Annotated in this window: 19 protein-coding genes; 16 read left to right on the forward strand and 3 right to left on the reverse strand. The window is 59.1% G+C overall.

Annotation, left to right across the window (positions count from 1 at the left end):
• Positions 1-98: 98 nt before the first annotated feature.
• A complete protein-coding gene (prmB, locus tag ACIGDJ_RS22035) occupies positions 99-1007 on the reverse strand; it encodes a 50S ribosomal protein L3 N(5)-glutamine methyltransferase (protein WP_101157475.1) in 909 nt (302 codons plus the stop codon).
• A 239-nt stretch (positions 1008-1246) separates the two neighbouring features.
• On the opposite strand from prmB, the gene ACIGDJ_RS22040 reads away from it, so the two are divergent.
• The 5 genes from ACIGDJ_RS22040 to ACIGDJ_RS22060 all read left to right on the forward strand — a co-directional run bounded on the left by ACIGDJ_RS22040 (position 1247) and on the right by ACIGDJ_RS22060 (position 4017).
• Positions 1247-1837 (forward strand): cysteine hydrolase family protein, encoded by a 591-nt coding sequence (locus ACIGDJ_RS22040; protein WP_101157477.1) that lies wholly within the window; start codon positions 1247-1249, stop codon positions 1835-1837.
• Between the two features lie 130 nt (positions 1838-1967).
• A complete protein-coding gene (locus ACIGDJ_RS22045; RefSeq protein ID WP_016773771.1) occupies positions 1968-2288 on the forward strand; it encodes a hypothetical protein in 321 nt (106 codons plus the stop codon).
• A 73-nt stretch (positions 2289-2361) separates the two neighbouring features.
• Positions 2362-2919, forward strand: coding sequence for a Smr/MutS family protein (locus ACIGDJ_RS22050; protein WP_016773770.1), 558 nt, complete (start codon positions 2362-2364; stop codon positions 2917-2919).
• 77 nt (positions 2920-2996) lie between these two features.
• The gene (gene folE, locus ACIGDJ_RS22055) at positions 2997-3542 is read left to right on the forward strand and encodes a GTP cyclohydrolase I FolE (protein WP_016773769.1); all 546 of its coding nucleotides are present in this window, start codon (positions 2997-2999) and stop codon (positions 3540-3542) included.
• 103 nt (positions 3543-3645) lie between these two features.
• The gene (locus ACIGDJ_RS22060; RefSeq protein WP_101157479.1) at positions 3646-4017 is read left to right on the forward strand and encodes a glutathione S-transferase N-terminal domain-containing protein; all 372 of its coding nucleotides are present in this window, start codon (positions 3646-3648) and stop codon (positions 4015-4017) included.
• Positions 4018-4104: 87 nt separating this feature from the next.
• Here the strand turns inward: ACIGDJ_RS22060 and ACIGDJ_RS22065 are convergent, their stop codons facing one another.
• Complete coding sequence (locus ACIGDJ_RS22065) at positions 4105-5271, reverse strand: PLP-dependent aminotransferase family protein (protein WP_101157481.1); 1167 nt, start codon at positions 5269-5271, stop codon at positions 4105-4107.
• A gap of 81 nt (positions 5272-5352) precedes the next feature.
• Between ACIGDJ_RS22065 and ACIGDJ_RS22070 the strand changes: the two genes are divergently transcribed.
• The 7 genes from ACIGDJ_RS22070 to ACIGDJ_RS22100 all read left to right on the forward strand — a co-directional run bounded on the left by ACIGDJ_RS22070 (position 5353) and on the right by ACIGDJ_RS22100 (position 17179).
• Positions 5353-5799, forward strand: coding sequence for a MarR family winged helix-turn-helix transcriptional regulator (locus tag ACIGDJ_RS22070; RefSeq protein WP_101157483.1), 447 nt, complete (start codon positions 5353-5355; stop codon positions 5797-5799).
• Positions 5800-6034: 235 nt separating this feature from the next.
• Positions 6035-7384 carry an NCS2 family permease gene (locus ACIGDJ_RS22075; RefSeq protein ID WP_101157485.1) on the forward strand — a complete coding sequence of 450 codons (1350 nt, stop codon included), beginning with the start codon at positions 6035-6037 and terminating at the stop codon, positions 7382-7384.
• A gap of 86 nt (positions 7385-7470) precedes the next feature.
• Positions 7471-8100 (forward strand): LysE family translocator, encoded by a 630-nt coding sequence (locus ACIGDJ_RS22080; protein ID WP_313005553.1) that lies wholly within the window; start codon positions 7471-7473, stop codon positions 8098-8100.
• Positions 8101-8312: 212 nt separating this feature from the next.
• Positions 8313-11825: a calcium-binding protein gene (locus ACIGDJ_RS22085; RefSeq protein WP_397479562.1), complete on the forward strand. Its 3513-nt coding sequence runs from the start codon at positions 8313-8315 to the stop codon at positions 11823-11825.
• A 157-nt stretch (positions 11826-11982) separates the two neighbouring features.
• Positions 11983-13842, forward strand: a complete 1860-nt coding sequence (locus ACIGDJ_RS22090; RefSeq protein WP_157830865.1) for a hypothetical protein — start codon at positions 11983-11985, stop codon at positions 13840-13842.
• A gap of 220 nt (positions 13843-14062) precedes the next feature.
• Complete coding sequence (locus tag ACIGDJ_RS22095) at positions 14063-15694, forward strand: hypothetical protein (protein WP_157830866.1); 1632 nt, start codon at positions 14063-14065, stop codon at positions 15692-15694.
• Positions 15695-15700: 6 nt separating this feature from the next.
• Positions 15701-17179, forward strand: coding sequence for a hypothetical protein (locus tag ACIGDJ_RS22100; RefSeq protein WP_397479561.1), 1479 nt, complete (start codon positions 15701-15703; stop codon positions 17177-17179).
• Between the two features lie 98 nt (positions 17180-17277).
• On the opposite strand, the gene uraH is transcribed toward ACIGDJ_RS22100, so the two are convergent.
• On the reverse strand, positions 17278-17631 hold the full coding sequence (uraH, locus tag ACIGDJ_RS22105) for a hydroxyisourate hydrolase (RefSeq protein ID WP_101157495.1): 354 nt from the start codon (positions 17629-17631) through the stop codon (positions 17278-17280).
• Between the two features lie 419 nt (positions 17632-18050).
• Here uraH and puuE point away from each other — a divergent pair, with 419 nt between their 5' ends.
• The 4 genes from puuE to ACIGDJ_RS22125 all read left to right on the forward strand — a co-directional run.
• Positions 18051-18977: an allantoinase PuuE gene (puuE, locus tag ACIGDJ_RS22110; protein WP_101157499.1), complete on the forward strand. Its 927-nt coding sequence runs from the start codon at positions 18051-18053 to the stop codon at positions 18975-18977.
• A complete protein-coding gene (uraD, locus tag ACIGDJ_RS22115; protein ID WP_064364561.1) occupies positions 18974-19489 on the forward strand; it encodes a 2-oxo-4-hydroxy-4-carboxy-5-ureidoimidazoline decarboxylase in 516 nt (171 codons plus the stop codon). The genes puuE and uraD overlap by 4 nt, the downstream gene beginning before the upstream one ends.
• A gap of 87 nt (positions 19490-19576) precedes the next feature.
• Positions 19577-20572, forward strand: coding sequence for an allantoicase (gene alc / locus ACIGDJ_RS22120; protein WP_101157501.1), 996 nt, complete (start codon positions 19577-19579; stop codon positions 20570-20572).
• 147 nt (positions 20573-20719) lie between these two features.
• On the forward strand, positions 20720-20874 hold a 155-nt coding region (locus ACIGDJ_RS22125), incomplete at its 3' end, for an ureidoglycolate lyase (RefSeq protein ID WP_397504618.1).

The raw sequence follows: 20874 nt of genomic DNA on the forward strand, positions 1-20874 counted from the left end.
TCATGTACATCCTGTAGGAGCTGCCGAAGGCTGCGATCCGATCGTTCCCACGCTCTGCGTGGGAATGCAGCCCGGGACGCTCTGCGTCCCTAAAGAGGTCAGACGCGAGCGGCGAAAAGTGCCTGATGCGCGCGGCACTGCTCGGCTGTCAGCATGAACACGCCATGCCCGCCGCGCTGGAACTCCAGCCAGGCGAAATCGACTTCCGGGTACAACGCCTCGACATGCACCTGGCTGTTCCCCACCTCGACGATCAGCAAGCCCTTCTCGGTCAGGTGGTCCGCTGCTTCGGCGAGCATGCGCCGGACCAGATTCAGACCATCATCACCGCAGGCCAGACCGAGTTCCGGCTCGTGCTGATATTCATCCGGCATGTCGGCGAAATCTTCAGCGTCGACGTAGGGCGGGTTCGACACGATCAGATCGAAACGCTGACCCGGCAAGCCATCGAAACCATCACCCTGCACCGTGTAGACGCGCTCATCAACGCCATGGCGCTCGATGTTCTGGTTGGCCACTTCCAACGCTTCAAATGACAAATCAGCGAGCACCACTTCGGCATTCTGGAACTCGTAGGCACAGGCGATACCGATGCAGCCGGAACCGGTACACAGGTCGAGAATCCTTGCCGGTTCGTTGCCGATCCACGGCGCGAAGCGGTTTTCAATCAGCTCGCCAATCGGCGAACGCGGGATCAGTACGCGCTGATCGACAATGAACGACATGCCGCAGAACCAAGCTTCACCGAGCAGATAGGCGGTGGGCACGCGATCTTCGATACGGCGCTTGAGCATGCGCTGCAGATTGACCAGTTCGTCATCTTCCAGCGCACAATCGAGATAGCTGTCGGCGATTTCCCACGGCAGGTGCAAAGCGCCCAGAACCAGCTGACGCGCCTCGTCCCAGGCGTTGTCGGTGCCATGGCCGAAAAACAGATCCTCCCCATGGAAGCGGCTGACGGCCCAACGGATGTGGTCGCGCAGGGTACGAAGTCGGGAAGTGATCACGGCATAGAACTCCAGAAAAAACGACTGGCGATTCTACCAGCCAAAACGCGCGACGACGACGCAGGAAAAACCGCGCTGCAACGGTAGGAGATTTCTTTTTTTTGCATCAGGCATTGAACGGAACGTGTAACTTGACAAGGCTGCAGGCCAAGAACGACGGCGCCTACGATGGTAGCGATTCACAGAACCGCTCAGCCAGAGGACAATGTCGCAAAAGCCCCACCCCGAGGAGCCCCAGAATGTCCGTTCCAAAAACGATGTTTCAACTCAGCGGTCGCGGTTACGCAGCGGCCACACTGAGCCATGCCACCGTGGTCATCATCGATGCCCAGAAGGAATACCTCAGTGGCCCGCTCGCCCTGAGCGGCATGGACGCGGCCGTCGCGAACATCAAACAAGTGGTTGCCGCAGCCCGTGCCGCCGGTCGGCCGATCGTGCACGTGCGCCATCTCGGCACCGTTGGTGGCCTGTTCGACCCCCAGGGCGAACGTGGCGAATTCATTCCCGGTCTGGAACCGCAAGGCGATGAAACCATTATCGGCAAACTGCTGCCGAGCGCGTTCCATGGCACCGAGCTGCTTGAGCGTCTGCAGAACCTCGGCTCACTGGATCTGATCGTTTGCGGTTTCATGAGCCATTCCAGCGTCAGCACCACGGTGCGTGCGGCGAAGAACCTCGGTTTCCGCTGCACCCTGGTCGAAGATGCCTGTGCGACTCGCGACCTGCCGTTCAAGGGCGGCGTGCTCAGCGCCGAACGCGTGCAGGAAGCGGAAATGGCGATCATGGCCGACAACTTCGCCACCCTGGCCAGGACTCAGGATCTGATCTGATCCTGCCCTTGGAGCGGCGCGTTGGCGCCGCTCATCCGCTATATCCGCTGATTTGCCGCAAATGCCATAGCCTCAGGAACAACCCGGTCAACTCCCGGTCGAAGGGCCGATACCATTGAGGAAGGTCGGAATGAAGTTATCCGATGGATTTGACGCACGCCGTTTGCGGCCCAAAGGCCAAAGCAACTGGCGTTTTCGATTTGGCGCGGCGATCTCGGCCATTCTGGCGACGTTCGGCGTGCTGCTGGCGATGGCCGGCGCCGCCAGCCTGCTCGGCCGCCCGCCAGCGCTGGGTGACCTGAACGCCTCGCCACTGGGCTCGGCGATCATGCTCGCAGTCGGTTTGCTGTTTCTGTATTTCGGCGTTGCCCTGTGGCGCCGCTGCCGCCGTCGTGCGCGGCAATCGCGGGAATTGAACATGTCCCCGCATCTGATGAAAAAACATGACTGACCAACGGCCTGGCTTTTAGCCGGGCCGTTTTCTGTCGACTTGGGTAAACTGGCCGCCCTTCGCGGAGGCTGACATGCAAGACGACGATTTTTCTCTGTTCAAAAGTGCGATCCAGGGCGTCAAGCCGATCAAGCACGACCGCGCCGACACCGGCAAACCCAAGGCTGACCGCGCGCAGATCGCCAAGCTGCGTCAGTCCGCCACCGTGCGCAGCGACACCACCATCATTGACGGCCTCTCCGACCAGTTCGTGATCGATGTCGGCCCGGAAGACGAGTTGATGTGGTCCCGGGACGGCGTGCAGGAAAGCCAGATGCGCAAGCTCAAGGTCGGGCAGATCCCGTTCGAAGGCAGCCTCGACCTGCACGGCATGAGCGTGGAAAAGGCCCGGGAAACTCTCTGGGCGTTTCTCGCCGAAGCGACGAAATTTGAAATCCGCTGCGTGCGCGTGACCCACGGCAAGGCTGTGCGCCTGGATGGCAAGCGGCCGATGATCAAAAGCCACGTCAACACCTGGCTGCGCCAGCATGCGCAAGTGCTCGGTTTCTGTTCCTGCCAGGCTCGCCACGGCGGCGCTGGCGCGGTTTATGTGATGCTCAAACGGACAATGATGGAAGGTCGCGACGAATAAAGCCGTCACACCGAACTTGCAGGGTTGTGTCCGCCACCGTACCCTTGCCCTTTGCGAAAATCCCCACAGGTAGTTTCATGTCCCTGGAACAGAATTACACCGCGATTCTCGGCCAATTGGGCGAGGACGTGTCCCGCGAGGGCCTGCTCGACACGCCAAAGCGTGCCGCCAAAGCCATGCAGTATCTTTGCCGTGGTTATGCACAGACGCTCGAAGAGGTCACCAACGGTGCCCTGTTCAGCTCCGACAACAGCGAAATGGTGCTGGTCAAGGACATCGAGCTGTATTCGTTGTGCGAACATCACCTGCTGCCGTTCATCGGCAAGGCCCACGTTGCCTACATCCCGAGCGGCAAAGTGCTGGGCCTGTCGAAAGTCGCGCGGATCGTCGATATGTACGCCCGCCGTTTGCAGATTCAGGAAAACCTCAGCCGCCAGATCGCCGATGCGGTGATGCAAGTTACCGGCGCGCTGGGCGTGGCCGTGGTGATCGAAGCCAAACACATGTGCATGATGATGCGCGGTGTCGAAAAGCAGAATTCATCAATGATCACTTCGGTGATGCTCGGTGAATTCCGCGAAAACGCGGCAACCCGTAGCGAATTCCTCAGCCTCATCAAGTAATTCGCGACAGAAAAGAGCCGGCGTTGATCGCCGGTTTTTTTTCGCCAGTGAAAAATCGGGTAAGCTGCGCGCCTTTCTTTATTCGCACCGTGAGGCTTTCAACGTGTTCGTCAAAGCGCTTCGTGTCGGCCTCGGCCAACTGGTTATCTTCGCCGACTTCATCACCCGCCCGGGCAAGAAACAACGCCCCGCCGCCGCTCAGGCGCAAGTCGACGCCGCCGCCAAGGATCTGACTCTGTATCAGTTCCACGCCTGCCCGTTTTGTGTGAAGACCCGCCGCGCCCTGCATCGCCTTAATGTACCGGTGGCGCTTAAAGATGCAAAAAACAATGAGCTGGACCGCCAGACCCTGCTGGAACAGGGCGGCCGCATCAAGGTGCCTTGCCTGCGGATTGAAGAGAATGGCCAGACGACCTGGATGTATGAGTCCAAGGTGATCATTGATTATCTGGACAAGCGGTTCGCCGCGGTCTGATGTGGTTGGGCTTTGGCTGATTACTCCATCGCTGGCAAGCCAGTACTCAGACAAAAATAAACCGGCCCTCAGGCCGGTTTGTTATTTTCAGGCCGCCCTCTCCAATTGCGCCCGACGCACGACTGCCGCTAACCGCTTCAACCCTTCATCCAGCCGCGCTGGATCGATGTGGCTGAAATTCAAGCGCAAATGTCCGTGATGCGCGTCCGGCTCGGGAAAAAACGGCTCACCCGGCATGAACGCCACATCATTGGCCAATGCCTCATTGAGCAACGATCGCGTGTCCAGCGGTTGCTTTAACGTCAGCCAGAAAAACAGCCCGCCCTGAGGCGTTTCCCAATCTGCCAAGTCAGCAAAGTGCTGTTCCAGTACCGCCTGGAAGGCATCGCGCCGCTGCCGGTAAAACTCGCGCAGCTCGCTTAAATGCTGTTGATATTTCTCCGAGCCGATCCATTGCAGCGCCTGCCACTGGCCGATGCGATTGGTGTGCAAATCGGCCGACTGCTTGAGTTTCAGCAGATGGGGAAACAGGTCGGGGCTGGCGATCAGATAGCCGACGCGCAATCCCGGCAGCAGGGTTTTCGACACGGTGCCGGTGTAGATCCAACTGGCGCTTTGCAAGCGGCCGGCGATCGGTCTGGCGCTGGCGCCGTCGAACGTCAGTTCGCGGTAGGGTTCGTCTTCGATCAGCGTCACGCCGAATTCATCAAGCAACGCAGCGACGGCGGCACGCTTGGCTTCGCTGTAGCGCACGGCAGACGGGTTCTGGAATGTCGGGATCAGGTAGATGAATGCGGGACGATGCCGCTCCAGGCGCTCGCGCAATTGCGCCAGATTCGGGCCGTCGACCTCTTGCGCGACGGTCAGGCAGCCGGCGCCGAACAGCTGGAATATCTGCAGCGCGGCGAGATAGGTCGGCGCTTCGAGCAAGATCTCCGTGCCCTTGTCGATATACAACTTGGCTACCAGATCCAGGGTTTGCTGCGAGCCGCTGACTACCAGCACCTGACTCGCCTGGCATTCAAGTCCGATCGCCCTCGCCTCCGCCGCCAAGGCTTCACGCAACGCCGGTTCGCCTTCGCTCATACCGTACTGGCCGAGCGAAAGCGGCATGTCGGCCCACTCGACTTTCGGCAGCATGGCCTCGGCGGGCAAGCCACCGGCAAACGACATCACCTCCGGCCGCTGGGCGGCAGCAAGGATTTCGCGGATCAAAGAACTTTTAAGGCGCGTGACACGTTCGGAAAAAGCCATGGGGGTCACCGTAGCAAGGCAGGCAGAAAATGAGTCAAACTGGTTGACTGAAATTACGACAGCGCGAGCGAGTACGTCAACATGCTTGACCTTAAAAATCCGACCAGCCAACAACACGCGATGGAAGCGTTTTTCTTCGGCTATCAGGCGTTCACTGCCAAGGCGGACGAAATGCTCGAGCGCCGCGGACTGTCGCGGGTGCATCAGCGCATCGTGTTTTTCATCGCGCGCTACCCGAACCTCAGCGTGAAAGAGCTGCTGGCCCTACTGGGCGTGAGCAAACAGGCGTTGAACATGCCACTGCGCCAGTTGCAGGAAATGCATCTGGTCGACAGCGTGGCGTCGCAGACCGACAAGCGTAAGCGCCTGCTTGAGCTGACCGCAGAAGGCGCAAAGTTTGAACAGGCGCTGCGCCGTGAGCAGGTGAAATTGCTGGAGCGCGTTTTTGCCGAGGCTGGGGAAGCGGCGGTGAGTGGTTGGCTCGCGGTGAATCTGGCGCTAGGAGGAAGTCAGACACATCTTGAGTGACGGGACCGCCCTTCGCGAGCCGGCTCGCGAAGGGAGCCATATATCCCTATCAGCAAAAAAATCGGCGACAAACCCCAAAACAATATTTGCTTTATTTGTACACAAAAGCATAATCCACTGCGTGCGAGTTCCTGACTACACGGTCAACAAATTCGCGTATGCCTCAAAGGGCCGCTGCCACCCCTCATGGGTCCGGCCCTGGAAATAACAATAAAACTCTTGAGGAGTACTCGCTGTGGAAAGCCGCAAATCCGAAGCACCGCCGCTCGAGCTCACGCCGCCATTACGCAATGGCCTGCTGGAGCGTCTGTTCAAACTCAGCTTGCATGGCACCACGGTGAAGACCGAGCTGATTGCCGGTCTGACAACCTTCATCACCATGGCTTACATCATTTTCGTCAACCCGAACATCATGGCCGATGCCGGCATCGATCACGGTGCAGCCTTCGTCGCCACCTGTATCGCCGCCGCGCTCGGCTGCCTGTTGATGGGACTCTACGCCAACTGGCCGGTAGGCCTGGCGCCGGGTATGGGCCTCAATGCTTTCTTCACCTACACCGTCGTCGGCACCATGGGCTACAACTGGGAAACCGCCCTCGGCGCGGTGTTCGTCTCGGGCGTGCTGTTCATGTTCCTGACCTTTTCGCGGATTCGCGAATGGCTGCTCAACAGCATTCCGGTCAGCCTGCGTTTTGCGATGGGCGCCGGGGTCGGTCTGTTCCTGGGCCTGATCGGTCTGAAGACCGCCGGTATCGTTGTCGACAGCCCGGCCACGCTGATCAAACTCGGCTCGCTGCGCGAACCCGGCCCGCTGCTCGCGGCGATCTGCTTTTTGATGATCGCGATCCTCAGCTATCACCGCGTGTTTGGCGCGATCCTGATCAGCATCATCACTGTCACCCTCGCTGGCTGGGGCCTGGGCCTCGTCCACTACCAGGGCATCATGTCTGCGCCGCCGAGCCTGGCACCCACCTGGATGGCGATGAACGTCGCCGGCGTATTCAATGTCAGCATGATCAGCGTGGTGCTCGCCTTTCTCTTCGTGCACATGTTCGACACCGCCGGCACGCTGATGGGCGTGGCCCAGCGCGCCAACCTGGTCAACCCTGATGGTCGTATCGAAAACCTCTCCCGCGCCATGAAAGCCGACAGTGCTTCCAGCGTTTTCGGCGCGGTGGTCGGTGTTCCGCCGGTGACCAGCTACGTGGAAAGTGCTGCCGGCGTGGCCGCGGGTGGTCGGACTGGTCTTACCGCCGTCACCGTAGGTGTGCTATTTATAGCGGCGATGTTTTTCGCACCGCTGGCCGGCATGATTCCCGCGTATGCCACCGCTGGTGCACTGATTTACGTGGCAATGCTGATGATGGGCGGCATGGCCCACATCGAATGGGACGAAGCCACTGACGCGATTCCGGCCATCGTCACCGCGATCATGATGCCGCTGACCTTTTCGGTCGCCGACGGCATTGCACTGGGCTTCATCACCTACGTGGCATTGAAGGCCGGTACCGGCAAGTACAAGGAAATTTCCGTCAGCCTGTGGGTGCTCTGCGCGATCTTCATCGCCAAGTTCATCTTTCTGTAAGCGCTGCGCGGTTCAGGCTTCAACACAGCCTCACCCTTACGGGGTGGGGCTTTTGCACATCTCGATAACAACAAAGGAGCAAAACGATGAGTCTGGAAACCTGGCTGCTGTTCAGTGGTGCTGCACTGGTGGTGATCCTGATACCGGGGCCGCTCTCGTTGCTGATGATCAGCAACAGTCTGAATTACGGTTTGCGTCGTTCCTACCCGGCATTTCTGGGTGGTGTGACGGCGTCAATCTGCCTGCTCAGTGCGTCGGCATTGGGGCTTGGCGCATTGCTGCTAGCCTCGGAACAACTGTTCAGCGCGCTGAAAATCGTTGGCGCGCTGTATCTGTTCTACCTCGCCTGGCAGAGCTGGCAACAGTCACGCCAGCCATCGGTCGGGGCCGACGTCCCGCAAACGGCGCCCGTGCCACGCTTTCGCGCACTGTTCACCCGTGCCTTCGTGCTGGGCGCGAGCAACCCGAAAGACATCCTGTTTTTCGCCGCGTTCCTGCCGCAGTTCCTCAGCGCCGAGCAACCTTTCCTGCCGCAACTGCTGGTGATGATCGCCACCTGGACCGTGCTGGACCTGCTGTGCAAACTGGCCTACGGCCTCGGGGCCCACGGCGCCGCGCGTTACCTGCGCAGCGGCAAGGGCCAGAGCTGGTTCAACCGCATCAGTGCGGGTCTGTTCGGCGGTGCCGGCGCCGCGTCGTTGCTCAGCAGCCACTGAGATCCTTGACCGCGTCGCGGTCTATCGAACCCCCGCCAGTCTGACTTGAACTGTTCAGTCCAGGCTGGCGCTCTCCTCGCCTGTCGGCAATTCCCGACTCTCCTGCAGGCCGCGCAATACACCGCAACAACCCGTTGATATACATGCTTGGAACGCTCCTCGTACTATCTCGGCGTGTTTTTACGACAACCCGCCAGAACAAGGACGTTCACATGGCCACCCTGATAAGCGAAGCCTCGATTCAAACTGACCCGGTCGTCATCACGGATATGAAGATCGAGACCAATGAACATAACGCCTCGACCATCGATTTCAACGACGGTAATGACAACGCAGCGGCCAGTTCGAATAAAAGCAAACTCGATCAGTTGAAATTCAACGACTCGGTGTTCGGCCCTTTCCAGATCGGTGAAGTCTCGATTACCCGGGCCTCTCTCGATGCTCTGGGGGCAACGATGGATGGCCAACCTTTAACCCGTGACAACACCTTTTTCCGCATTCCCCCACGATCGTTCATCAACTCCTTGCAGTTCAGCGCCAGTGCTATCGAACAGCACATGAAGTCTTCGAGCGGCAGCAATGCCTACCTGTTGCCGACCTTGCTTTTCGACATGGCCAGCCGCCGCCCGCTGACCGCCCCGCCGCTCATCCGCGATAACCCGCAAAATGACATCGATTCATCTGATTACCGCAGCAAGATCAAGAAACTCCTCGGCTCGGCACAGAAACTCGACTTGCAGCACAGCCAGTTACCGCAAAACACTCGGCGCTGGGTTGCCACGGCCAAGACGCACCTGACCGTCGGCTCGAGCGTAGGACTTCAGGCGTTCGGCATATTCATGGGTTTGCGTGGCGTGGTTCAGGCCGTCAAGGCCGGTGATAACGCTGAAGTCGTGATCAACAGCGTGGGGATTGCCTCGGAACTGGGTTCCATTGCCATCGACATCGGGGTCAGCAAGATCGCCGCCGAGATGCTGACGGCCGGACAAAGCGCTTTCAAGGACTTCGCTAAAACCAGGTTTGCGGTGCGGCTCGGTCGATCCGGCGGACTGATTGGCGGAGCACTGACATTACCATTCGATGTGTACACCGCCGTCCGCTCGCTGAATGCCGCGAGCAACGCAACCGGCAAAGAGGCCATCGACCATTACGTCAGCGCCGGCTTGAGCATCACCAGCGCCGCCATGACGATCATTCTCGGTAGCGCTGCGCTGGCAGGGTTGTCGTTCGTGGGGCCGGCAGGGCTGCTGGCCGGCGCGATGCTGGCCATTGGATCGCAGATCTACGGCGCGGTACGCATCGTCGACGACATCGATGATTACATCGAACTCACCGTCGGCGAACGCTGGCGCTCGGGCTTTTTCTCGTTCTGCATGATGGACGTCGAGCAAGGCGTCAAGGATCGCTACAGCCGGGCCAGAACCCTGATCCAGCACACCGAGCAACTCAAGCGCAATGCCCGCCGATTGCTGGACGTCGATCTGAAGGATTCCACCGAAGCGGTGGTCAATGGCGCGTTCGAAGTCGATCTGGTCAGCAGGCAAGTGTGGAAACGCAATTGGTGGACGAAAATCGATGCCTGGGAAACCGAAAACGTCCCGGTGATCCGCGGTGGCGATGACACCATCGATGCTCGCGAAGGCGTCACCAAGGACACCCCCGGCGCGGTGCTGGGGGTTGCTGGCGACGACAAGCGTATTTTGTGGCTGCTCGGCGATGGCCAGGATTCGATCAAAGGCGTGGAAAAGAAATCGAATATCTTCCAGTACGGCTCAGGAATAAAAGACCTGACCGGTGGCGAAAAGGACGATCGCTTCGTATTCCAGTCGGCCGGCGATTCCATCTCGAAAAACGCCGAGGGTTCGGCTTATTCGAAGTTGAGGGGCGGCGCAGGTAACGACACCCTGGCGCTGGATGGCCTCAAGCTCACGCAACAGGGCCATGACATCGACTTGCAGGCCGGCACGCTGCAAGTGAGAAAGCCCAATCCCGATGCCGACGACGGGGCCGATTTTACATTCCACAGCCTTCTGGAAAGCATCGAGAACGTGGAAACACTGAACAGTGCGGCAAGCGTCGTCACGGGCACCGAGCAACGTAACATCATCAAATCCCGCGGGCGCGACACGATAAAAGCGGGTGCCGGCAACGATCAAATCCGGTTGCTGCACAAAGATGCGATTGCTTCGGGAGAAGAAGGTATCGATGAGTACTTCATCGCTCATCAGGACGGTCGTTTTTGCATCATCGAAGACGGTAAGCAGGAAAGTACCATCGAATTTGCATGGCGAATCAGCCTGATCGAAAGCTGGGCCATTGAAAAGAACTCGCTGGTCATTACGTCAGGATTCGAGTTTCTCGACAGGCCCAAATGCGTGGTCTTCATCCATGAAGTCTATGAAACGATCAACAAACAGCGCCGCTTGAAAAACAACAAACTGACGTTCCTGACCGATGACGGCTATGTGTTGCGACCGGACCTGCCGGAAACAATCGAAAGCGGCGAGACGGTCGATATCGAAGTGCTCATCCTGAAACACGGCAAGCCTGCGAAGCCGGTCATTCATTACAACCCTGAATGCTGGACCCTGCATCAGCATGAAGCGCGTTATTTTCTGCCGCGCGCCGGGCAAAGCACTACGTTTTATTCGGCCGAACGACCCGACGTCATTACCTGTATTCACCTCGATTACGCCAGCAACGAACTGAACAAGGTCGAAGCTCATTTCCGCGCCAGGGAATCGGCAAAAAACAGCGACCTGCTGGCCGCGTGCGACCTGACCTATCACTTGGGTGATAAAACCCTGACGCTGCAACATTTTGCCTGGGCGCGAGGCGGCTCTGACCCAAGGAACATGGTCAAGATCCTGCGCACCATGGCCGCCCGCCCCAGTCACCAGTACCTGCTGATATTCAACGACGGCGTTGCACTGAATGCGCAGCTTACGGCGGAAACCGACGCCGCCCCTGCCGACGACAACTACCAGGCGAATGCCTTCAAGTGCTGGACGACGGCACTGAAGTTGCCCCTTGAGTTTCGTGCGCGGCAGTTCACTTACCAATTACCAACGAACGAAGCGTGGAAGCTCAGCGCCAAAAATGTATGCGCCGTTATTGCGCCCGGAGCCAACCAGACAGCACTGGAAACACTGGAGGGTGAAGGTGGTACCTACCTGATTCATCTTGTCGTCGACCGGACCATCAAGCTGACAACTCCGGGCGCACTGGCCAACGCGGTGGTCAGGCTGCCTTACTCATCCACCTGGGAGCTCGACGCGACAGCGCTGGGGAAGGTTGAGGTCAAACTGGAAAACAACCAATTGCAGATCGGTACCTGCACGGTGCACCTGCCGGTTTATGAAAGTGAAGACCTGATCGACCAGATCCGCGTCATCACTGAAAAAGGCATCGTCCATGTGGTGGATCTTTCTTTCGACCGGGTCTATCAGGATGGCCTCGATGCGCGGTTCTTTGCTGCGCCCGACGCGGCAGAGGCCCTGCCTGAACTTTTCGCATCGATGGCGAGCCAAGAGGTCAAAGTGCGCAACATCATCTTTGCCGACAACGCTTTTGGCGCATTCAGTTACAGCTTTGCGGCCCATCGCTGGATCCTGCGTAGCGACAAATCCCGCGTCGAATATTCGAGGTTGAAAGTCATCAATCGGTGCAGCCATCAGGATGTGCACATTTTCAATCCGCCTGCCCTCGATGTCCCACCGGCATGACGCGGGCGACCGCTGGTCAGCACTGACCACGCCCGCGCCGCAGCAACGACCCAACCTCCACATCCTGTTCCGGATCAGACTTTTGCGCCACGCGTGCGCGTGCGCGTGCGCCTGAAGAATCCGGCGAGCCCCTGATAGCGCTCGATATCAAAACCGAATGAGTAAATTGCACATGGTCAAACCACCGAAAAAGATTGCTGTGACGACGGCAGCCGACACCACCGTTACCACCCGACCTGTTCAATCGGGCTCAGGTACTCGCAGCAACGTCAGGCTGCCTGACACCGGGTTATCCGGCGTCGAATCGACCAAAGCCTCGTCGAGTACTGCAGACATCGCCCCTGCCGTGATCACCGTCAGCACGATGCCGGGACCAGCCGCCCAATCAGTCAGCGTCCCACGCCATGCCGTCGCCTGGCCCGAAAATCGCCTGAGCGAGCTGACCCCGATAGGCGAAAACAGCGGACTGTTCACCGGCCCGGACCAGCGCACTTACGCGCAACTCGGCGGCGAAGGACGCTTTCTCGTCGAACAGGATGTGCAAGGCCGCTATTACGTGCCGATGACGTTCGCGCCAGGCGTGGCCGGCCCGTCCCTGACGAAGCTTGAAGGGCACGCCAGTTGGCATATTCAGCGGCCCGGCTGGCCATCCGGCCAGGCGCGAAACTCAGCCACGGATACCGGCCTCCTCGCCTACCTTTCGCCTGAGGATGCGAACACTCTCACCCGAGCGGAACTGTCGACCGCTGGCATCCGTTACAACAAGCTCAAGCAAGCCTTCGTCGACACCGAAGAAGGCACGGTGATGGTCCGCAAGAATCCGCATGGCGAATACCAGCATGCCTCGGCGACAAGCCGAAGTGCCCCCGACATCGTGTTTGAACAGATCCCCGACAGCCTGCTCTGGCGACGGAAAACCACACAAGCACACTCCGGAATTTCAACTGGCGTGCCTCGCCGTACCGCCGAGCCGACTATCGGCAGCAACAAACGCGTGCGTCTGGATGCCAGCGAGCAGACGGTGCTAGCGCCCCCGTCGGCGCCTGACGCCAGCGTAGCGAACGAGCAGACGCCGTTTTTCTGGTTACCCTGGGGCCACTTGAACAAGCCTCCCGCTCTGGAGTCAATCCAACTGGGCTGGTTTCATTACCCGATCGTGCCGGTTGGCTCCAATCGCACACCGAAAGTCTATTTCGTGCAGCATCCGGACTTTGTGCCGGCTCGCTTCGAGGCGTTTGAACAGATGCTGCGCACCGCGCCTTCAATGCAACCGGTCGCCACGTTTCGCATCGGTAACGATCCCGGTGAAATCCACCCCGGCAAACGCTTTTTCGAAGAGCCTATTTCGCAATCAGTGGCCAACACCTTTCCCGATTTTTCCGCAGCCACTGCATGGGCGGTTGGCAAAAGGCTGTTCGAACTCGCTGACAATTCAGCCGTCATTACCGGCACCGGTCTGGTCAATATCCAGGCGGTCCTGCATCAATGGAAGCAGAAGCCGTTTCCCAGCGCGCCGGCCTATGCCGACCCGCTCAATATGCTGGCAATCGCGCCCTCGATCGATGTCGGCGGCAAGAAACTCATTCCCATGCCGTCGCAATCGGACAGCGAACTGCAAAGGCTGACCTTCGATCCACAAAGGTTTCCCATCGAATGGAATCACTACAAAACCTGGCCCAGCGATCTGAACCTCAGGCGCCTGCTCGGTGCGCTGTTGATTCGCTGCGGTTATGACCTTTTTCCTCTGACGTACGAACACCGCCAGCCGACGTTGGTTTTCAGGCGCGCAGGGCGTGACCCGGTGTACTTCTTGAAGCTGGGCTCGGTTGCCCAGGCGGGCTTGTCCCACAGGCCCGGCAATGAACTGGCAGACCCGAGCCTGCCGAGCAGAATCGGCAGCGACGCGTTTCGGGAGCTGACCACCGCAGCCACTCAAGACAAAGTGATCTGGCTGATCGGCGGGGTATTGAAGGTCGAATCGAATCCGGACTCGGTGTTCATCATCCGGGAGCGCTGAGTTGCCTTTGCAGCACTTGCCCCCTCGCTCACTGGTGTCGGCGCGGATCGTCAACGCCTGCAACACGCGGCAACACGCTTGCCCGGTGCGATACCTATGTACCGCACCCCTCGCCTGCCCTTTGCCGACCATAACGCTTTCAAGCCAAAGCATCGGGCAGGCGCAAACTCGCCCCCGCTTGCCCGGCCCATCCTGATCGGCAGTTCATCGGAGCAGTTTTATGGCCAAGCCCCCCAAGAAAATCCCTCGCCCGTCTTCGGCGCAAACGCCGACTACGTCGACCCACCCCTTACCAGATACAGGAGGAACATCAGCAGGCGCCAGCGAGCAATCCGCCTCGAGCGCGATCACTGCAAGCGCTTTGCCGGAAACCGGGGCGACCCGTCCCACGGTCACCATCAGTCAGTCCCCCGCTGCTGACACTTCGCCGAGCATGGCCCGCGCCACCGATTCAATACAACAGCATGCTCTTGCCAGCGAGCCGCCTGCATCGCACAGCCCATCCAACAGCGAAGGTTCGTCGGAGACGATTTTTATCAATCCCGTATTCGCCACCCAACTGAAACGCAAACGAGACAGCGAAGAGGGTTTTCTTTACGACAAGCGCAACAAAACCTACGTCGAACTGCACGAAGGCATCGTCATGATCGGCTACGGCGCCGATGGCTGGCGTCAGACCTATGCGGGCGAATCGACGCCGACCGGAAGAAAAGTCGAGCAGATTCCAGGCTCGACACTCTGGCGTGAAATCGACGTAGCGCAGTCCGCTGCAGTATCGGCGCTCCATTCCACGCAAAGCATGCCCGCAGCACAACGGTCGCCTGAGTTGAGCGACGCCAGCACGCTGATCGAGAATCTTGTATCGCGCCAGACCGCCGCTCTGGACCTTTCCGCCGGCCTCTGGCAAAACTGGGGCAGATCGAACCGCCCCGATTCAGGCGAATCTATCGAAATAGACGGGCTGCACTACCCGATCCTTGCACAAAACCTGGGCAGTGAAAGCGGCCTGGTGTATGTGCAGCATCCGGGCTTTACCCCGGACAGGTTCGATGCCTTCGAAAACATGTTGCGCGATGAACCGTCGCGCCAGCCGATGTGGGCGCGCAAACGCGACGGCCACTGGCAGGTTCTGGATGGCTATCCGCCGTTTGAAATGTCCCCGAGCCAATACGTCGCCACCGCATTCAGACACCTGTCAGAGCGTTCGAGCAGCAACCTCGCCCGTGCCGTGTTCGATCGCGCCTCTCTGCCCACAGGCATAAACGGCGACGGTCTTTCCGTGGTGTCATTGACGTATCGCCATTGGCTCGACAGGGTGAATAACGTAGCACCGGGATTCGGCCTTGCCGAACCGTTGCTGATGCTACCGAAACTGTCCACTGCGCCCGGCAGCACGGCCGGCGCAGGACTGCTGGCGTTGCCAGACTACAACTCCAGTGTGCTGCAGCGTCTGGACTTCGATCCGAGCGAATTCCCTGCACAATGGGCCACCTATACCGCACAGCCGAATGCACTCAATCTGCGTGCGCTGTTCATCAACCTTCTGCAAGACAACGGCTACAGCGTCGCGCCGCCGGTAGATATGCTTGTTGAAAACGCTCTGGTCTTCCACCGTCCAGGTATTGCCGGGTTATTCATCTTGAAACTTCCGTTGGTCAGTGGTGACCAAGTCCCTCGCTACACCGCCCCCGGCTCCAACTTCGCCGATCCGGATTTTCTCGCAGGGCTTGGCGCAGATAACAAACGTCATCTTGATCAATACCTGAGCCAGGTTGAAGTCGCTCATCTGGTAGGCGGCGTGCAACGGCTGTCAGCCGACACCCGGACACTTTTCATCGTGCGTGAGGGTTGAGCATCCATGAACAAACCACCCAAGCGCGGGGCGGGAGTCACTCCCGCCGATATTTCACCGATAACCCTGCACCCGATAAATGACGTACCGGAACGGCCTCGTCTCGATCTGCAAAACAGCCACCACGCAAATGAACAGGCTGATTCTGCCGGCGGACCAGACGCATCCACGCTGCCAGCGTCCGTGCTGATCAAGGCAGAACGGCAACCGCTGTGGAACGTCGAAATACCGGACTGGTTGACGCAAGATCCACAGCGCGAAGATCAGTACACGGAGATTGATCAGCCAATTTACCTGGCAGCGGCTGACGCAGCCCGTCTCTCATCGCCCCTGGATAACCTCGACGGCATCCGCTATGACAAGCACCGCAAGACGTATGTCGATACGGCGCAAGGAACGGTCATGGTGCGCAAGAACAGCACCGGCGAGTATCAGCAAAGCTCGGCGACGCGCCGCACTGATTTCGCCCTGCTGTTCGAACCGGTTCCGGGAACACGACTGTGGCGGCGCAAAGCGGCGCGCGATGATTCTGGCCCCGTCCCCACCGATCCCGGCGAAGCACTGGCTGCCAGCCTGCTATCGGCCAACCCTGAGGCGACGAATCTGCGTTTCGGACTCTGGCGAAACTGGGGCCGCAGCAGCCGCCCAACGCTGGGGCAGTACATTGAAATAGACGGCCAGCACTACCCGATCGTGCAGCAGGACCTGAATGCCCAACCATCATTGGCATACCTGCAACACCCGCTGTTTTCACCTGCCCTGTACGAAGCCTTCGAATCCATGCTGCGCGATCACCCGTCACTGCAACCGAAGTTCGTCGTTAACCGAAACAATCAGTGGACGGTGCTCGATGATCCCGCTCCCTTTGCAATGCCGATCACCCGATACATCGCCACAACGTTCAAATCTCTTGCGGACCGTTCTGTCAGCGCATTGGCCCGGGCCTTGTTCAATCAGGCCAGTCACTCTGAAGTCATCACCGGCTCGGGATTGGCCGTGCTGAATCAGGTCCTGCGCTATTGGTCCCGTAGAGATGCGGAACAGGCACCGCCAGTGGGGCTGGCCGACCCGCTGCTGATGTTACACAACCAGCCCGCCACAACTGGCCTGTCCCTCTCCAACAAGCAAGACCATCTGCGCCGCCTGGATCTTGACCCCGGACGATTCGCCCAACACTGGAACCGCTTCGCCAGCCAGCCCTCGACGACCCGCTTGCAACGACTGTTCAGCGAGGTGCTGGCTGCTGAGGGCTATGTCATCGAACGCACCGCAACGGAGGAATCGAGGCATGAGTTGCGCTTTCATCGTGCCGGCATAGATCGGATATTCGCGCTGAAGGTTTATCCGCCGAGCGCACTCGACGATGCCGGGCTGGAGCACAGGCGTGCCGACGCCAGCGATACACGCAAAGCGGTGTGGTTGCGCGGTGGCGTACAAACGGACGCGTTGGGGCAGACAACGTTGTTTATTGTCAGGGGAAGCTGAAGGGGCGGCCAGTCGAAAAAAAGCCCGCAGTGTGAGCGGGCGAAAGACCAAAGAAGCTATATGCGCAGTCGCTTCCCGGTGGGGGCTGCTGCTTGGGGTCAGCTACCCCGATACGTGGAATAGCTGTAAGGCGAAATCAGCAGGGGCACGTGGTAGTGCTCCTGCTCGGCAGAGATGCCGAAACGCAGCACCACCACATCCAGAAACGCCGGCTCCGGCAACTGGACACCGCGGGCGCGGTAGTAATCGCCTGCATGGAACTGAACCTGATAAACCCCGGTGCGATAGTCATCGCCTTGCAGCAGCGGCGCATCGACCCGGCCGTCGTTGTTGGTGACCGCACTGGCGACCAATTCCAGGTGCGATCCTTCGACGCGGTACAGCTCGACCTTGATCGAACTGCCCGGGCAACCGTGTGCAGCGTCCAAAACGTGAGTAGTCAAACGTCCCATTGATTCTGCGCGCCTGCCTGCGTGGAGCAGTCAGACTTCGCGCCTCCCGAAGTCAGTTGAAAGGAGACCGCACCGTTTCGGAGCACGAAACACTGCGGCGAGCGACTGATTAAGACACTTTTGAAAAAAATTGTACACAATAAAAACGACATTTTTCGCCTCGGCCCCGCCATCCGGGCTTTTATCGCCAATCGGCAGACAAAGCGCCTGAACATTGAACCTTCCATTCATTAGCTGACCGGTCAGGCAGGTTTCTTGCAGGCTTGAACCGTTAACAGCAAAAGATGACAGTCGGTGAGAAATGCGAAAAATCAGGCTTACAAAATGCAAATAAAGTTGTATACAATCAGCCCATCGCTGTGACGCCAGCCTGCCAGGCCGCCACACCAATCTGTCAACGTACAAGAAGGAAGACTGCAGTGAGCGCTGACTACCCACGCGACCTGATCGGTTACGGCAGTAACCCTCCTCACCCACACTGGCCGGGCAATGCCCGGATCGCCCTGTCCTTCGTACTCAATTACGAAGAAGGTGGCGAGCGCAACATTCTCCACGGCGACAAGGAATCCGAAGCCTTCCTGTCCGAAATGGTCGCCGCGCAGCCGCTGCAAGGCGCGCGCAACATGAGCATGGAATCGCTTTACGAGTATGGCAGCCGTGCCGGCGTCTGGCGCATTCTGAAACTGTTCAAGGAATTCGATATTCCGCTGACCATTTTCGCCGTGGCCATGGCCGCTCAGCGTCACCCGGATGTGATCCGCGCGATGGTCGAAGCCGGTCACGAAATCTGCAGCCATGGCTACCGCTGGATCGACTACCAGTACATGGATGAAGCGCAGGAACGCGAGCACATGCTCGAAGCGATCCGCATCCTCACCGAACTCACCGGCGAGCGCCCGCTGGGCTGGTACACCGGACGCACCGGGCCGAACACCCGTCGCCTGGTCATGGAAGAAGGCGGTTTCCTCTACGACTGCGACACCTACGACGATGACCTGCCCTACTGGGAACCGAACAACCCGACCGGCAAGCCGCATCTGGTGATTCCGTACACCCTCGACACCAACGACATGCGCTTCACCCAGGTGCAGGGTTTCAACAAAGGTGACGATTTCTTCGAATACCTCAAAGACGCGTTCGACGTGCTTTACGCCGAAGGTGCCGAAGCGCCGAAAATGCTCTCGATCGGTCTGCACTGCCGGCTGATCGGCCGCCCCGGTCGCCTCGCTTCGCTCAAGCGCTTTATCGAATACGCCAAAAGTCATGAACAGGTGTGGTTCAGCCGTCGCGTCGACATCGCGCGTCACTGGCACGAAACCCACCCGTACCAAGGGACTGCAAAATGAGCCGCTTTCAAACCCTGCAACCGTCGACCTTGAGCCGCGACGCTTTCGTCAACGCCTTCGCCGACATCTACGAACACTCGCCATGGGTGGCCGAAAAGGCCTACGACCTCGGTGCGGACGCTTCGATCGACGAGATCGAAACCCTGCACCAACGCATGAGCGATATCCTGTTGAGCGCCGATCACGCCAGTCAGCTGGCCCTGATCAACGCTCACCCGGACCTGGCCGGCAAAGCCGCCGTCCAGGGCCAACTGACCGAAGCCAGCACCAACGAACAGGCTGGCGCCGGTATTCACCAATGCACGGCCGAAGAGTTCCAGCGCTTCACCGAGCTGAACGACGCCTACAAAGCCAAGTTCAAGTTTCCCTTCATCATGGCGGTAAAAGGCAGCAACCGGCATCAGATCCTCGCGGCGTTCGAAACGCGCATCAACAATTCGGTGGAAGCCGAGTTCAAATGCGCGCTGGCGGAGATCAACAAGATTGCCCTGTTCCGTTTACTGACTCTTTAGCAAGCTTGGCCCGAGCGTGAATGAACGCGTAAACGCCCAGGGCCCTGCAAGCATCCCCAGCCACTAATTCAAAGGCAGACAAGAAGAATGAAAGCTTACGCCGTACCTTTCGAAAAATACGTCAACCTGGCCGATGCCCGTCTGGGCACCAAGATCATTTCGGTCACCGATGACTGGTTCGCAGACGCCAATCGTCTGTTTCAGCCGACCCCGGCCGTATGGAAGGAGGGCGTGTTCGATGACAACGGCAAGTGGATGGACGGCTGGGAGTCGCGCCGCAAGCGCTTCGAAGGTTTCGACAGCGCGGTGATCCGTCTCGGCGTACCGGGCTCGATCAAAGGCGTGGACATCGACACTTCGTTCTTCACCGGCAACTACCCGCCGTCGGCCTCGCTGGAAGCCTGCTTCCTGGCCTCGGGCGAGCCGGATGAAAACACCCAGTGGACCGAAGTGCTGTCGGCCGTCGAGTTGCAGGGCAACAGCCACCACTACCACGAAATCAGCAACGACAAAGCGTTCAGCCACCTGCGCTTCAACATCTACCCGGACGGCGGCGTTGCGCGTCTGCGTGTGTACGGCGTTCCGTTCCGCGATTGGTCGGCAGTAGGCGACAACGAACAGGTCGACCTGGCTGCAGCCCTGAACGGTGGACGCGCCCTCGCCTGCTCCGACGAACACTTCGGCCGCATGAGCAACATCCTCAACCCGGGCCGTGGCATCAACATGGGCGACGGCTGGGAAACCGCGCGCCGTCGCACGCCGGGCAATGACTGGGTCATCGTCGCGCTGGGTCATCCGGGCGAGATCGAAAAAATCGTCGTCGACACCCTGCACTTCAAAGGCAACTACCCCGACACCTGCTCGATCCAGGGCGCGTTCGTCAAGGGCGGCACCGACAGCCAGATCGAAACCCAGTCGCTGTTCTGGCGCGAACTGCTGCCAAGCCAGAAGCTGGAAATGCACGCCGAACATACCTTCGTCGAGCAGATCAAGGCACTCGGCCCGATCACCCATATCCGCCTCAACGTGTTCCCGGATGGTGGCGTGAGTCGCCTGCGTGTACTCGGCAAGGTCGCGAAGTAATGCTGAGTCTGTAGGAGCTGCCGCAGGCTGCGATCTTTTGATCTTAAAAACAAAGTCAAAAGATCGCAGGCTTCGCCAGCTCCTACGGGGTCGCGCAAGACGCATTGACAAGTTGAACAACACAGAATTTTGGATAAGAAGAACAGCATGCGCACACTGACGATTGAACCGCTGACCAAAGAAGCCTTCGCCCCTTTCGGTGACGTGATCGAAACCGACGGCAGCGATCACTTCATGATCAACAACGGTTCGACCATGCGCTTCCACAAACTGGCGACGGTCGAAACCGCACAGCCTGAGGC

Source organism: Pseudomonas sp. NPDC079367 (genome assembly GCF_044542195.1).
Classification (GTDB): Bacteria; Pseudomonadota; Gammaproteobacteria; order Pseudomonadales; family Pseudomonadaceae; genus Aquipseudomonas.